Annotated in this window: 11 protein-coding genes; 4 read left to right on the top strand and 7 right to left on the bottom strand. The window is 61.4% G+C overall.

Annotation, left to right across the window (positions count from 1 at the left end; genetic code table 11):
• Window positions 1-56: 56 nt before the first annotated feature.
• A complete protein-coding gene (locus tag JFN91_RS15255; RefSeq protein WP_199390047.1) occupies window positions 57-869 on the bottom strand; it encodes an ABC transporter permease in 813 nt (270 codons plus the stop codon).
• Between the two features lie 253 nt (window positions 870-1,122).
• Between JFN91_RS15255 and JFN91_RS15250 the strand changes: the two genes are divergently transcribed.
• Window positions 1,123-2,742 (top strand): AMP-binding protein, encoded by a 1,620-nt coding sequence (locus JFN91_RS15250; protein ID WP_199390046.1) that lies wholly within the window; start codon window positions 1,123-1,125, stop codon window positions 2,740-2,742.
• A gap of 41 nt (window positions 2,743-2,783) precedes the next feature.
• Here JFN91_RS15250 and JFN91_RS15245 read toward each other — a convergent pair whose 3' ends face one another.
• Window positions 2,784-3,803, bottom strand: a complete 1,020-nt coding sequence (locus tag JFN91_RS15245) for a glycosyltransferase family 2 protein (RefSeq protein ID WP_199390045.1) — start codon at window positions 3,801-3,803, stop codon at window positions 2,784-2,786.
• A gap of 275 nt (window positions 3,804-4,078) precedes the next feature.
• Between JFN91_RS15245 and JFN91_RS15240 the strand changes: the two genes are divergently transcribed.
• On the top strand, window positions 4,079-4,780 hold the full coding sequence (locus JFN91_RS15240; RefSeq protein WP_199390044.1) for a glycosyltransferase family 2 protein: 702 nt from the start codon (window positions 4,079-4,081) through the stop codon (window positions 4,778-4,780).
• A gap of 3 nt (window positions 4,781-4,783) precedes the next feature.
• Entirely contained in the window at window positions 4,784-5,143 is a 360-nt protein-coding gene (locus JFN91_RS15235; RefSeq protein ID WP_199390043.1) for a DUF2304 domain-containing protein, read from the top strand.
• A gap of 213 nt (window positions 5,144-5,356) precedes the next feature.
• Here the strand turns inward: JFN91_RS15235 and JFN91_RS15230 are convergent, their stop codons facing one another.
• From JFN91_RS15230 to JFN91_RS15220, 3 genes are all read right to left on the bottom strand, one after another.
• A complete protein-coding gene (locus tag JFN91_RS15230) occupies window positions 5,357-9,565 on the bottom strand; it encodes a PKD domain-containing protein (protein WP_199390042.1) in 4,209 nt (1,402 codons plus the stop codon).
• 301 nt (window positions 9,566-9,866) lie between these two features.
• Window positions 9,867-10,934, bottom strand: a complete 1,068-nt coding sequence (locus JFN91_RS15225) for a hypothetical protein (protein ID WP_199390041.1) — start codon at window positions 10,932-10,934, stop codon at window positions 9,867-9,869.
• A gap of 78 nt (window positions 10,935-11,012) precedes the next feature.
• Complete coding sequence (locus JFN91_RS15220; RefSeq protein ID WP_199390040.1) at window positions 11,013-12,311, bottom strand: OmpA family protein; 1,299 nt, start codon at window positions 12,309-12,311, stop codon at window positions 11,013-11,015.
• Between the two features lie 475 nt (window positions 12,312-12,786).
• Between JFN91_RS15220 and JFN91_RS15215 the strand changes: the two genes are divergently transcribed.
• Entirely contained in the window at window positions 12,787-13,464 is a 678-nt protein-coding gene (locus tag JFN91_RS15215; protein WP_199390039.1) for a cytochrome c3 family protein, read from the top strand.
• A 155-nt stretch (window positions 13,465-13,619) separates the two neighbouring features.
• On the opposite strand, the gene JFN91_RS15210 is transcribed toward JFN91_RS15215, so the two are convergent.
• Both JFN91_RS15210 and JFN91_RS15205 read right to left on the bottom strand, forming a co-directional pair.
• Window positions 13,620-13,997, bottom strand: a complete 378-nt coding sequence (locus JFN91_RS15210; protein ID WP_199390038.1) for a hypothetical protein — start codon at window positions 13,995-13,997, stop codon at window positions 13,620-13,622.
• Window positions 13,998-14,140: 143 nt separating this feature from the next.
• Window positions 14,141-15,337, bottom strand: coding sequence for a glycosyltransferase family 4 protein (locus tag JFN91_RS15205; protein ID WP_199390037.1), 1,197 nt, complete (start codon window positions 15,335-15,337; stop codon window positions 14,141-14,143).
• Window positions 15,338-15,418 lie beyond the last annotated feature (81 nt).

Genomic DNA, 15,418 nt, shown 5'->3' with positions numbered 1-15,418 from the left:
TATCTTGGAGACGTTGTCTACGCTAATAGCAGTATCGTTATTCATGTGAGTTCCGATCATATGACGTCAGCAAAATGCGGTCTCAATCTTCTGAAGATAAGACCACCGATTACGAAAAAGAATCCGGTAACGCACCAAAAGTATAGGGTCAGCATGTAGTGGCTTTGCCAAAACCACGTCTTGTAGATGAAGCTTTCCCGGTATCCCTCGACGATGTAGTAAATGGGGTTGAGCTTGATCAGGTTGAGCGTATGGTTCGAAAGGTTTTTGGTGGACCAGAAAATCGGCGTCATCCAAAAAGCCAGCTGCAGTATCATGGTCACGATTTGTGGAGTATCTTTCAAGAAAAGAGTCAATGATGACGTCAGCCAGGTTAGGCCGAGCAGGAGTGCAATGGTGCAGAAGAGATAATAAAAAACTTGCAAGTTGTACAAGCTCGGAGGGAAACCGTACAGCATGAACATTATAAATATGACCAGCACAAAGAATGCATGGATTATAAGTGCAGACAGTATTTTGATTATTGGCAGCATTCCCATGCTGAAAACCATCTTTTTCAACAGGAAGCCGTTTTCAATGATACTGGTAGTGGCGCTTTGCAGGCAATCGCTGAAGAAGAACCAGGGCATTATTGCTGTCAACATCCACAGCACAAACGGAAAATTTGCAAGCGGCTGCGATCTGAACCCTACTTCGAATACGAACCAGACCACTACGATGTACACGGCCGGGTGGACAAAGGCCCAGAGGATGCCAAGGTATGACCCGAGGTACTTTTTCTTGAAGTCGGCTTTGGTCAGTTCCAGGATTATATGGCTACTGCCAAGCAACTCTTTTAAAAAGGCGAAGAACATCTTTATGCTGGACATGGTAAACCTCTGTAATTTCAGCCTATAGCTGGCGCAATATACGCCCCTTGCATGCTCTCTGTCAACTCAGATTCAGAGCGCCTGTACCTGATGCTCCGGCAGCCATGGCTAGGTGGAGCCGCTATCAGACGGAGGAGTCCTTCACGTTCGCTTCGTTAGTCCCTGTTGATATCGGATTTGCAATCTGCTAATACGGTGGGGCGCTGTCAGCGTGGGCAACAAATTTACCGCACAGGCAAGGAGACACCGAAACATGATCGTTGATGGGCAGCACAATATAGGTCACATCTGCACCCGCCACCAATGCGATCTCGGCAGGAGCGAGAAGGTCGCCATGCGCTGGATCTCGCAGCACATGGAACAGACCGATTACACCTTTGCCCAACTCGATGAGCAGAGCAACAGGTTCGCCAACGTCCTTGCCGCCCTGGGGTTCCACCCCGGAGACATCTTCTTCACCTTCCTGCCCAAGATGCCTGAGCAGTTCTTCGCCTTCCTCGGCACGCTGAAGTTGCAGGCCGTCGCCGGGACGCTCTTTTCCAACTTCGGCGAGGAGGCCCTGCTGGACCGGCTCGGGGACTCGAAGGCCAGGGGGGTGATTACCAAGAAGAGCTTCCTCAAGAAGATCGGGCGCATCCGGGACCAGCTGCCGCATCTGCGCTACGTGATCGTGGCGGACATGGATGAGCACCAGTCCGAGGACATCCTGAGCTACCGCAGGTTGATGGAGCAGGCGTCGGAGCGTTTTATCGCGCCGATTACCGCGCACGACATCCCTTCGGTGCTGCACTACACCTCTGGGTCGACGGGAAAACCCAAGGGGGTGCAGCATGTGCACGGCAGCATCCTGTCCCAGCACCTGACGGCGCGAGAGGTGCTGCAACTCAGCGAGGACGACATCTACTGGTGCACCGCCGACCAGGGGTGGGTCACCGGGACCTCCTACGGCATCATCGGTCCCTGGAGCATCGGGGTGACACAGGTGCACTTCGGCGGCGGCTACAACGCCGAGCACTGGTTCAACATCCTGGAACGGGAAAAGATAACGGTGTGGTACTCGGCGCCGACCGCGCTGCGCATGCTCCTGAAGGAAGAGCCCGAACTTTTTGCCCGGTGCGACCTCTCCACCCTCAGGCATATCTTCAGCGTCGGTGAGCCGCTCAATCCCGAGGTGATCCACTGGGCGCGCCGCACCCTGGACCGGGACATCTACGACACCTGGTTCCAGACCGAGACCGGCGCCATCATGATCGCCAACCGCCCCGGCATCGAGGTGCGCCCCGGCTCCATGGGAAAACCCTCCCCAGGCATCGAGGCGGCCATCATCGCCGACGACGGCCAGCCGGTGCCGGACGGCGAACAGGGGAACCTCTGCGTCAAGCCCGGATGGCCGTCGATGTTCGTCACCTACCTGAACAACGACGAGGTGTACCGTCAGAAGTTCCGCGGCGGCTACTACTATTCGGGTGACACCGCCTACCGCGATGCCGACGGCTATTTCTGGTTCATGGGGCGCAGCGACGACGTGATCAATACGGCGGGGCACCTGGTGAGCCCCTTCGAGGTGGAAAGCGCCCTGCTGGAAATCCCGGAAATCGCGGAGTCGGGTGTCATCGGGGCGCCGGACGATCTGCTGTTCGAGAAGGTGGTGGCCTACGTCGCGTTGCACGACAACTGCGTCTACTCCCCTCAACTGGAACTGAAGATAAGGCTGCACGTTTCCAACAAGGCGTCCACCATAGCGACACCCCAGGAGATCTTCGTCGTCGACAGGATTCCCAAGAACAAAAGCGGCAAGATCATGCGCCGGGTTCTCAAGGCACGCTACCTCGGCACCGATGCCGGCGACCTCTCCACGATGGAGGAGGAATGACGGCAGCAAAGGCCGGTGGCTGAGAAGCGAGGGAGGGGGATTCAGTCGTCCTGCACGTCGAGCAGTTCGTGGAAGGTGAGGTGGTGGCGCCTGAGCAGCTGCAGCGTTTGCCGGGTGGAAAGCTTTTTGTGCCGCATAACCTCGGTGCGTTTCCTGGCGAGGGTGGGGAGGGCAAGCAGGGCGTCCCGTATCCCCCGCATCAGGGCGACAACGCACTCGTTCCTGCTGCCGCTGGTCATGAACTCCCCTCCGGTCCCTTTGCCGTGCAGCACCACCCTGGCCTGTACCAGGTAGCGCAGCAGGGTGCACAGGGGGAGTGCGAGGAGCAGCATCAGGGGGAAGTTCTTCAGCACCGCGTAGAAATGGTTGCGCTCGACAAGGTAGAGCTTCAAAGGGGAGAGCGAGCCTGCGGTCATGGAGTATTTGTGGTACACCACGGCGTCGCGGGCCAGGACGGCCTGCCACCCGGCCAGCCGTCCCCGCAGCCCCAGGTCGCTGTCCTCGCAGTAGGCGAAGAAGTCGCCGTCGAAGAAACCGATCTCGTCGACCATGGCGCGCCGGTACAGCGCGACGCAGGCGGAAGGGAACAGGATGGCGGCTTCGTCCTCGACGGCAAGCTCGGCAAAGCATCTCCCCCGGAAGTTGCCGCGGGACATGCCGTCGCTGCAGATCGCCATTCCCATCGAGTCCACCCGCTCCGGTTCCTGATAGCTCAGGATCCGGCATCCCACCATCCCCGCCTCCGGGTGCCGGTCGGCGACCGCCACCAGCTTTTCCAGCCAGTCGGGTTCCGCCTTGGTGTCGTTGTTCAGGGTGACCAGGTACTCCCCCTGCGCGAAGGGGAGGGCGGCGTTGTTGCCGGCGGCAAACCCCACGTTTTCCTGGAGCGGGACCAGCCTGAGCTCCGGACGCTGCTTCAGGTAGGGGACGGAGCCGTCGCTGGAGCCGTTGTCCACGACGATGATCTCGAAATCCCTGAAGGTCTGCTCTTGCAGGCTGTCCAGGCATTCCGGCAAATGACCAAGGCCGTTCCAGTTGACGATGATGACGGATACGCGCACGACTGCTCCGTTAGACTCAATGTATCAAGCGGCGGGAAAAAGAGAACGGCATAGCGTCGAGGTTCTACAGCATAACGCCCTGCCGGAGGCTCTCCGTTCTCTCTCTGTATTTTTTTTAATTGCTACCGGCCCGATATTTATATTAGTATCGGGTCGCTTGGCAAGCGTTATCTCCAGTGTTGTGCCTATAAAGTTGGTGCGGATCTTGTATTCACTCAGAAACGATCCGTTTTCGGCTTTTTTTCACGCCATATGGCGTTGGCACAGGTGGGGATATGAGGATTCTTGCAATAATACCGGCCTACAACGAGGCCCGTAATATCACGGCAGTCATCGAGGATCTCAAGTCTTTTCGCGGTGACATCCTAGTGGTGAACGACGGCTCGACCGACGATACCGCCGCTATTGCCAAGAGCCTCGGCGCCGAAGTGGTCAGCCATCCCTTCAACCTCGGCATCGGCGGCACCGTACAGACGGGGCTCAGGTATGCCTACGAGCATGGCTATGACATGGCCATCCAGTTCGACGGCGACGGCCAGCACCGAGGCGACCAGGTCTTCAAGATCCTCGAACTGGTGCAAAAGGGGGAGGCGGACCTGGTCATCGGTTCGCGCACTCTGCCCGGCGGCTACAAGATGGGCATCACCCGCTTCATCGGTTCGCGCATCTTTCACTGCCTGATCCGCTGCCTGGCAGGGAAGGCGATTCACGATCCGACGTCAGGGTTTCGCTGCTACGGGAAGACGACCATCCGCCTTTTCTCGCGTTTTTACACCGACGACTACCCCGAGGTCGAGTCGATCATCACCGCCGCACGCAACGGGCTGCGCGTGGTGGAGGTCCCGGTGCTGATGCGGGGCAGGCTTTCCGGGCATTCTTCCATCACCAGGAGAAAGTCCGCCTACTACATGCTGAAGGTCACGCTGGCGATGGTGGTGGACGCCATGCGCGGCAGGGACCTCGTCGGGGAATCATAACCTGTGGATTTAACCAAAATTGCGTCGCTGGGGCTCAGCGTCGGCATCTTCTGCTTCGTGGTCTGGCTGGTCAGGGAGCGTCGCCTGCGTGAGAAGTACGCCCTGCTCTGGCTGTGCACCTCCGTCTTCGTCATCCTCCTCACCGTGTCGCGCCGCATCCTCGAGGTCGCGGCCCTTGCCATCGGTATCTATTACCCTCCCTCCCTGTTGTTCCTGGTCGGCGTTTTGTTCCTGCTGCTGGTGGCCATCGGGCACTCCGTCACCCTTTCCAGGCTCTCCGAGAGCAACCACAACCTCGCCCAGGAAGTGGCGCTTTTGAGAAAGCAGGTTGATGACCTGAAGGAAGAGAACAAGAAAGGCTAAAAAGAGATCTTAAAAGCGGTTACGCAAAGAGCGCCAAGTATCCGCGAAGAGCGCAAAGGAAACCCGAAAGGCTTTCCTGGCGTACTTCGCGCCTGCTTCGGGTGCTTTGCGTGACTGCTTTTTTTCGCAAAAAGAAGGCTTCGGGGGAATTCCTCGAAGCCTTCTTTGCGTTTTTTACCCCTTTCTCTTTTTTGTTACCGGTTCCGGCCCCGGCTAGCGCCGCGGGGTGACGTAGGCGAAGAACCCCTGCCCAGCAGCCGTAATGACCACGGTGTCGTTTAGTAGTCCGTCGTCCAGGTAGTCGATGGTGTCGTAGAGGAGCCGCTTGGCGTAGACGCCGTTGTGGACCCAGCCACTCCCAGAGTCCAGCAGCCTCAGGTTGAACGCCGCCCCCATCAGATGGGCGCCCCGGTACGTGGCGGACTTGTTCCAGTTCGTGACGCGGGTTGACTGTGACTGTTCGGCGATTATGCCGGTGGTGAAGAAGTAGGGATATTTGTCCCGGTTGTAATGGATCCCCTGTGCCGAGAGCTGGGTGGCGATGAAGGCGATAGCTGCCTGGTACCCCTCCTTTTTCTCCTGCAGCAGGGTCGGGGTGATCGCCAGGGCGGTAATCCCGTGGCAGGTGGCGCAGGCCTCGCTCCTGATGGCCCCGATCACGCCGTTGCTTGCCGTGGACAAGGCGGTGAAGGCGTGCCTGGCGGAAGGCGAGCTCATGTGGCATCCGACGCAGGGACCTTTGGCGGCAGTCATGCCGACGTTGCCATGGGCGGTGGTGGATGCCGATGCGCGGAACTCGTAACCCGGGCGCAGGTTGTCGGGATAGATCATGTTGGCGGCGACTCCGCCGTGGGGATCGATGAAGTCGACGCTCCCCCAGAAATCGTTGATCAGCCCGCTCGCGAGGTTGTTGTTACCGATGCGGCAGACGATGGAGGGGACCGACGAGCAACTGACCACGCCGGTCGTGGTGTTGGTGGTGGTCTGCTTGATCAAGTCGCCGGCCACCCTGCCGGCGTGGCAGGTGATGCAGATGTTGGAGTCGCCTATCTCGTAGGCGTTGACGTCGAGGAAGAGTTTCGAGCGGATGATCTTCCCCGTGGCCGCCGAGGAATAGTTGTACCAGGATCTGACGTCCCGCGTGCCGGTGCTGTCGTCCACGATGCCGACACTCAGCCTGCCGTACTTGGGGGTGAACGGGGTCGGGGCGTGGCAGGCAGGACAGCCGATCATTTCGCGGGTGCGGTCGCCGTCGGGTGCGTCGCCGGGGACACCAAACGGAGCGATGTCGGTGAATCCGGAGTTGACATACTTGTTGAAGCCGGTCGTGGTATGGCAGCGGACACAATCCTTTTGCACGGTCGTGGCGGGGGAGGCCCCGGTGGTTCCCATGGTCTTGAAGTCGAAGCTGGTGAGCGCCGCGGCACGGTAGTCACCCTTGGCGCTCCTGGCCCAGTCGCGGTGCTCCTGCAGCAGCACGAAGCTGTCAACGCCCGGGCTGACGGCGACGTAATGGCACTTGTCGCACCTCACCTCGGCTGTGACGAACTGGGCCGTGGAGAAGTTGGCCAGGTGCGGCGCCGGCAGCACCGCCTTCAGGCGATGGCCGTTATGGCAGTTGGTGCAGATCCCTTCGCTGGGCCAGGGGTGCACGGGGTGGCAGTTGAGGCACTTCGGGTTGATCTCTGCGGTTGCCTTCTGCATCGGCTCCCCGTTGGGATGGGCATTGGTGGCGGTCGGCGCATGGCAGGAGACGCAGGCGGCGCCTGCGGCGTTCTTGGCGTGCTTGCTTGCGCCGTAGTCGGCAATGATGTTGCCGCCGGTTAATGGATCGGTGGCCGCCTGGTGGCAGACCTGGCAGGCGGAAGCGCCGCTTCCGGCCTGGGAGAGGAAAGCTGAGGCCCTTTCCCTATCGCCGCTCGCATTGAGCAGGCTCTCGATGGTGGCACTCAGGTCGCGACCGCGGTCCACGCTGCCAAAAGTCAGGAAGTCGATGGAATCCCGTACCAGGCGCTTCGCGTAGGCGGGGTTGTGGGCGAAGGCACCCGGGTCGTGTACCAGCAGGTTGTAGTTGAAGGCGGCTCCCATGTTGCCCGGCCCGTCGCCGTGTCCGCCCCAGTTGGTCGTGCCGAAGTAGGGGTACTGCGGGTTGCCGCCGGCGTCGGTGAGCGGAGTGAAGCCCTTGGCAGCCAGGGCCGCGGCCAACGCCTTCAGCGCCGCTGCGAACTCGTCGCCGCGCTGGGCCAGGAAAGAGGCGCTCACCGTGCCTGCGTCGATGTGGCAGCTGTTGCAGAGCGTGAAGTTCGCTGCGGCGACCGAGAGGGTGTGCGAGCTTCCGGGAAGGTGGCAGGCGACACAGGGGCCGGCACCGGTGCCGCCGATGGCCACGTGGTTCACGCCGGCATTGCCGTAGGAAAGGCCGGGATAGTGGTAACCGGTGGCGCCGTACAGTTGCCCGCCGGCGGAGAGGTAGTGGGCGTCGACGAAGGGGAGGTTGCGCCAGAAGGCGCCCGAGTAGCTCTTTTGTGCCGTTGCCTGGGCAAGCGCCTGGACGGTAGCACCTGACTGGCGGCCGACGTGGCATCCCAGGCAGATGTTGGACCTCCCGGCATCGGGATAGGCTGTGGTGACCTCGACCCTTCCCGTGGCAGCGCCGGAGTAGCTGTAGTAGCCGCTGCGTGCGGAGACGGCACGCGGGGCGGCGAAGTCGCCGCTTTGGTGGCAGGCGTTGCAGGTCAGCGGCTCGCTGTAGCGATCGGCTGTGGATGCGATCGGCGCGATGCTCGTGTAGAGGGTGAATCTGAGATAGCCGGAGGCGCTGTGGCAGCGTTGGCAGTCGGTCGCCACGCCGGCGCTCTCTTTGGCCGAGGCCCCGGCGGTGCCGGCGCTCTTCCAGTTGAAGTGGGCCGAGTTCTTCCAGGGGGCAGCGTTGCCGTTGCCGTGGCCGGAAGCCGCCCACTCGGTACGGAACTGCACCAGTGTCTTGTCCGCACTCCCCTTGGGATTGCCCCCTGCATGGCAGTCGGCGCAGGCGGTGACCGGGGTCACGTAGGCCGCGGCATAGGATGGATTGGCGTAGGAGGTGTAGCCGTTGAAATGCGCCGGGGTCACCGTCACATCGGGGACCGGGTTGTGCCCGGCCGGGGGATGGCAGGTCAGGCAGTCACCTGCGGCAAGGCTGCTTTTCACCTGGTAATGGGTGGAGTTGGGCGCGCCGTGACAGGAGAAGCACGCATTCAGTGCCGCGGCAAAGGTAGTCGCGGGGTTGTGGTTCCGGTAGCTGCCGTGGCACCCGGAGCAGGGCATGCCGATGCTACGGTGTGTGGTGCCTGGCTGGTGGCAGCTGCCGTTGAGGCAGAAGCTGCCCGCGCCGGAGCGGTAGGCAAAGGTGTTGGCATCGACCGTGGATGAGTTGACCGGTGTCGGCATGGCGCCATCGGTGTGGCAGGTGACGCAGGAGACCCCGGCGGAGTCGTGACGCGACGAGGACCACCCCGGGAAGACATACGGGGTGGGGAAAACCCCGGTGCCGCCGTGGCACCCCATGCAACGAAGGCGCATGTCGTTCACCAGGGAATCGACCACGGTGACCTGGGTGGTGGCCGAGGCAACGGCGACGCCGGAGACGAACTGGGTGAGCCGGAACTGGTAGGTCCCCGCCGCCGGCGGTACAAAGCTCGGGGTAAGCGTCCCCGCACCGGTCAGCGACACGGTGGGGCCTGAGACCTGGCTCCAGGATGGGGTGCCGCCGCCGACCAGGGTTCCGGAAAGCTGCACGGTGAAGTTCTTCTGGGCCAGCTGGTCAACGCCCGCGTTGACGCTGTAGGAGGCGTAGTTGGCGGTCACGGTACGAGGTGCGATGACGTTACTGGCCGTAATCTTGACCGAGCGGGAGTAGGGGAGGGGGACCGGGGCACCGCTGAGGTCGGTAACACTCCCGCCGGTGACCGAGGTGAGATAGCAGCCGGCGGCGTTGGGGCTGCTCGTGAAGATTGCGCTCCCGCCGTAGCTCACCCTGGCGCTGGCAGGGGTGATGCTTCCCGGCCCGGACACCAGGGCGGTCACGGTCACTTGCTGCGCGGTGAATCCAGCCACCAGCGCCTGGGTGGTGCCACTTTTTTGGAAGGTGGTGACGTAGTGCGAGGTGTAGTTGCCGACCGGGACGGCGGTCCCGTTCCTGGTGAGCGAGGAGATTTTGTAGCCGGTGTTGGCGGTGACGGTCACCGGTACCGGAGCCGACGTCGTGAAGTTGTTGTACGCGGTGATGCCGGCGGTGGTTTGCGGGACCTTGTCCCTCACCTGGAGCGAGCCGCCGGCGCTGGCGAGCTTGGTTTGCAACTGCCAGGTGGTGGCGCTCCAACAAACGACTGCTACGGTGACAGGCAGCAAAGCGGAAAGCAACAGCAGCAACTTCTTAGCCATACGAACCCTCCGTTCCCGAGATTGCCCGTAACACCCCCTTCATTACAATTCAGTCTGAATTCATACGGGTAATTAATAAAGGGGCGACACAGGTTGTCAAGAAGGCTGGTTTGCTAAAAACATTATATTTTTCAAAGAGATAGACTGGGCGGGCTGGTGATTTCGCGGCTGGTGGGATAAGCGGTCAGCGGGGGACGGTCCCCTGCGACGCTGCCGCGGGCGCGGCGCGACGGACCGGGGCACATGAAAATAGGGGCGGAGATAATCTCCGCCCCCTGACAGCTTTGTGACTATAAATCGGTTATTTAGCGGCAGGGCCGCTGGAGAAGATGATTTTATCGAAGGTGCGATTCAAGGTCTTGCTGGAGAAGTTGGTCATCACGTTGCCGGGGTTGAGGGCTACCTCTTCGCCGACTTTCACCTCCATGGGCGGGACGGCGACCCAGGTCTTCACGGCATCTTTTTCGACGCAGATGTAGGTGTAACCGCCGGCATTGGCGGTCTCGATCACCTTGCCGGTGATGGGAGCCGCTGCTGCTGCCGCGGCTGCCGCAGCAGCCTTTTCCACGGCTTTGTCCATCTCGGCTGCATCGATCTTGGGATGCCCGGAAGGGAGCGGCGAGCTGTTGGCGTCAGCGGCCGTGGCCGCGGTGGCGGCAGGCGCAGCTGCGGCCGGTTTCGCCTGCGGCGCCGCCGGCGCTTTTGCGCTCTTCTTGGTCACCTCGACTCCTCCGGCAAAGTAGATGGAGTTGAAGGTGCGGTTCAGGGTCTTGCTGCTGAATTCACCCATGGGCGTTCCCGGGGCAAGTTCGACTTCGTCGCCGACTGCGATGTCGGTCCTCGGCACTGCCGCCCAGGACGCTTTCCCGTCTTTCTCGATGCGCAGGTAGATGTAGTTGCTGGCGGTGATGGTTTCGATTACCGTGCCGGCCAGAATGGCTTCTTCAGCCTCAGCGGGGCCGTTGTCGGCAGCGGCCGCAGCGGTTGCTGCTGCACCGGCAGCCGGTTTAGCCGGCGGGTTCAGTTGCGAGGGAAGCCCCCCCGAGAAGACGATGTTGTCAAAGGTGCGGCCAAGGGACTTGCTGGTGAAGTTGGGCATCACCGCGCCGGGGAGCAGTTCCAGCTCCTGCCCCACAACGACTTGCATCACAGGTGCGGCAACCCAGGTGTTTTTACCGTCCTTCAGCAGGTTGACGTAGGTGTATCCCCCCCCGTCGAAGGTCTCGACGACCTTTCCGGAGAGAAGTGTCATCCCCTGGGTCGGGGATGGGACGGGCTTGGCAGCCTGGCCGGGTAGAAGGGAGCAACCCGCGCAGGCAGCCAGTATGGTCAGTGCAGTTGCGGCGGTAAGCGACTTCATCGTTTCCATTTACAACTCCTCGTGAAAGTGGTCCGGCTTCAGCCGGAAAAGGTGACATGCCGCCATGGGCGGTAGTCGTGGTGCGTGTTACTGGGTGATGACAAGGGTCAGCGTGACCACTGCGCGACGGTTTTTCTGCCGCCCCTCGTTGGTCTTGTTGCTCGCCCGGGGCTTGCTGAAGCCATATCCCTTGATGCTGACCTTGGCAGGGTCAACGCCATACTTGAGCAGCTCGTTCTTCACGTTCTGCGCCCTTTGCTGCGACAGTTCCACGTTGGACCGGCTGTCGCCCACGTTGTCCGTGTGCCCTTCGATGAGAGCCGTCGACTCGGTATTGGCCTTCATGAGAGCGGCGAAGGCCGCCAGCTGGGCCTGGTAGACCGGACGAATCGCCGGGCTGCTGAACAGGAACTCGATGGTCAGGGTCCGGATCGAACGTTGCGGCTGGCGCGCGGCTTCCTGCTGCGGCGGCGCCGGCTGGGGCGCTGCCGGTGCCGGAACCGGTTGCACGGTTGCAGGCGGCTGTACCGGTGCCGGGGCAGGAGCCGGTGCCGGGGCAGGAGCCGGTGCAACCTCGGGCACTTTGGGCTTAGGCGGTGCAGGTGCAGGCGCAGCCTTCGGCATCTCCTTGAGCGTGGACCTGCGTGCCTTGGCCGGAACCTTCGGCTGGACCTGGGACGCCGTACCGGGCTGGAACTGGGGCGGCAAGGTGTTGAGGCCGAGGGCCGCTGCCCCCGTTGCCCCCAGAAGCTGAAGGATGTCCGGTGGCGGTGCTGCGACAACGGGTGCGTGCGTTACCGTGGGCACGGGTGCCGGTTCTTCATCGGAGATGGTCGGTATCGCGGCCTGCGGTTTGGGCGGTGCCGGGGGAGGCCCCTTCTTCTTGCGCTCCTTGCCGAAGTAGTAGGTCAGGCCGGTGGTCAACTCGAAGTCGTTGCTGGTGTTGACGTTTTTGTAGACCATGAGCTGGCGCAGGTCGGCCCGGATGGCAAGGTAATCGTCGAAGTAGTACTTGATCCCGATGCCGAAGTCGAGGAACGGACTGTTGTCCTTGACCCCCTCACGGTCGACGAAGATTCCACCGGCACCAAGTGCCAGGAAAGGAACCCATTTGCTCCTGGGATCAAAGGCGTAGATGGCATCGGTACGGAACAGGTAGGCGCTTGCCTTCTTGTCCTGGTTTTTCGCGGTGGTGCTGAGGTAGTTGAAGGTGGCCTCGACGCCGATGCTGTCGACAACCCCCCTGCCGATATGATCGTAGCTCAGTCTCAAGCCGTAGGTCGGAGCGGGATCCAGTGACTGGTTGGAAGAAAAGTAATAGCCGCCCACAACAGGAGAAAGGCCGATCGAAGTAATCGGCTTCACTGTCTTCGGTAGTGTGGTCACTGCATGTCCAGGGGATGAAAATAACAGGGACAGGCTGAGAACGGTTATCAAGCGGCAAAAGAATCGGGGCAACTTACCACTCCCATACAAGACGTGTGATTGTCGCATCTTATACCAAGTAAACGCTTACTTCAACCACTAATCCTGCAGTCGCCACAGCAATTCAAACTGTTTACGCCACTTGTTTCTTTCCTGGTGTCTATCGCTGCTTGTTCGCTGCCAGCGGTAGGCTGCCCCTGTTCAATCCTTGACCTTCGCCTGTCCCCCGTTCCGCGGGCCTTTCCTGATCAGTCTCAAATAGCACCTGTTCAGATGTTCAACACTTGCACAGCTTGTTTTTGAAAAAGATGATCAACTTCTCTGGAGTGTTTAAAAATAAGCTCAATGATTATACTATCTTATAACATTTTTTCGGTTTTGTTCACAAATGGTACCCCGCTTGTAATTGGTTTGGTAACGAACCGGGAGGTGGGCCATGAGAACCGAACAAAGCAAAAAAAGCGCGATGCAGAGGATGACCGGGTTGGTATGTGCGGCAGCGATGATCCTGGGCCTGGCCCAGGGTGCCGGTGCCTTCGGGACCATGGGGTCCAGTGCCAACAGCGAGACCTGCGCCTACACGCTGCTGCTGCAGAACTCGGTGCAGGCCCGCAGGGATTACCTGGTCAAGGTCGACGAGGTCCGCGGCTCGACCTACGCTGCCGGCGGCGCGGTGGACGACATGTATGGCAACGTCGTTCCCGCTAATTACTCCGACGACCAGCCTACCGGCGGCCTCACCGTTATCTTCAAAGCGCTGACGAAACAGAGCACCACTAGGGCAACGGGTACTCTCGACTCGCTGTCGGCGAGCTGCCTGAGCTGCCATGACGGTATCGGTGCTTCCCAGATCAACGTCGAACTGAGGGATCGTCCGCTGGACCGGAGGTCGATGGTAAATTCCTTCACCAGTGATCACCCGGTTGGGATGACCTACGATGCCTACGTCGCCGCCGGTCGCGGTTACAAGGACGTCGGCTCCAACACCAAGATGCTCTTCGTCAACGGCAAGGTCGGCTGCCTTTCCTGCCACGATCCGCTGAACACAGAAAAAGGTCACCTGGTGATGAGCGACAACGGCAGTGCGCTCTGCAAAACCTGCCACGACAAGTAAGCAGCCAACGCTGTGGCCATCCTCCCTTAGATCCCGAATCGGTCCGCCCGGTTCGGGATTCGTTTTTCCGCCACGTGCAGGCTGTACGAATGCATGGATTTTTAAGATGGACAGGAGAAAGGGCAAAAGCGGTGACGGGGAGGGGGGCGGCAGGGTCAGACGTACTTCTCTACCAGTTCCTCTATGATCTCGCCGATGGTGATTCTGCGGTAGGCGGAGGCGATCTTCAGCTTGAGGTGCAAGTCCTGCCTGATGTTGGCGGTCAGCCGCACGTCCCCTTCCGGCACCAGGCCCGAGACCGCCTTGACCGCACCCTTGGGAAGGCGTCCCCGCTTGCTGCCTCGCGCGGGAGCGTCAGCCTTCGGTGCGGGGGAAACGGTGACCGCTTGACGGCTCTGCGTGGGACGGGCCTTGGGCTCAGGTTTGGGTGCAGGTGCCGGCGCTGGTACAGCTGCAGGCGGAGCTTGCGGTGTAGGCGTTTCCACTATCCCCGCCAGTTCGAACAGCCCCATCTGGTTTTCCAAGTCCGACATGCCTCACCCCCGCTGAAAAATGCCAGCGCACTATAGCAACGACGCCTTCTGCGAGGCAACCCCTTTTTCTAACGGCCGTTCAACGGTCGACGTTCAACGTCCTTGGTTGCAGGGGCAGGGGGCAGGTGCTGGGCCCGATGCCTTCAGGTGCGAGGGGCGGCTTGGAGGGGGGCTTTTGCCGGGTCGGCGGCGAGCTCGCGGTAGGCGGTCTCAAGCCGCTGCAGGACGGCGCTGATACTGAAGCTGCGGGCTACGAAGGCAGCGCCGCTGGCGGCCAACCGCTCTGCCTGCTCCCGGTCACGCAACAGGGTAACCACTGCCCGGGCAAAATCCTGCGCCGAATCGGCAACGAGCAGGTCCGTTCCCGGGGCGGCCTCGACCCCCTCGTTGCCGAAGGGGGTGGTGACCACCGGGGTGCCCGCTGCCAGGGCATCCAAGACCTTGACGATGATGCCGCCTCCGGTTAGAATCGGCGCCACGAAAACGCTGGCACTCTTGTAGAGCTCATCGGTGTCGTCCACGAACCCGGTCACCACGGTTCCCTTGTCCCGCTGCGCCAGTTCCTGCAGTCGCGGCGGCGGCCCGAAGCCGGCAATGACGAATTCCGCCTCCGGGACCTCGCGGCGCACCAGCGGCAGCACCTCCTCGTGGAACCAGAGGGCGGCCTCGACGTTGGTGGGGCGGTACTTGTAGGAGGCCAGGAACAGGAGCCGCCCCGGTACCCGCGGGTAGCTCTTCGTGGTGAGATCCATCCCCGCGGGAATGGGGATGGTGGTCACTGCCAACCGCGGGGCGAGGTCGAGCAGGTAGCGGCGGTCGAACTCGGACATGGTGAAGACCCGGTCGAAACGCGCCATTATGGTCACTTCCAGCAGGCGCACCACTCGCCAGCGGACCCACTGTACCAGGCGCGCCGCTCCCCGGCTGCGCAGGTAAGAGCGCCACGCGGGCTTGGTGATGACGTCATGGGCGTCCAGGACCATCGGTATCTTGCCGCGGCGGATCATGACGGCAGTCTCGACCCATTCCACCTGGACCAGGTCGTAGTCCCCCCGCTGGATCAGGCGGTTGGCGAAGAGGCTGAAGGCAATGTAGTTGGCTGCCAGGCGCAGCGAGGCGAGCAGGCCGCGCTTGGGGAGGCGGGGATAGCTGAAAGGGTGGAGGCCGGCGCAGTAGGGGGCAAGTTCCGCCAGCAGCGGTTCCTCCCCCTGCTCGAGGCGGGTGGCCAGGTGGACCTCGTGGTGCTGCGACAGGCGCCGCACCAGTTCGTTTACGTAGCGCCCCCCGGCATGGTAGGCCTTCTGCTGCGGCAGGAAAAGTGAGACGAACAGGATCTTCATGTGGCCGGCTCGCGCTGCAAAGGCGGCGTAAGGCGGCCGCCAGGATGACGTTGAATGCGGCACAGGGTAACCCGATTGCGG

The organism is Geomonas anaerohicana, from assembly GCF_016458305.1.
Lineage (GTDB): Bacteria > Desulfobacterota > Desulfuromonadia > Geobacterales > Geobacteraceae > Geomonas > Geomonas anaerohicana.
This window is presented reverse-complemented; position numbering and strand designations above follow the sequence as displayed.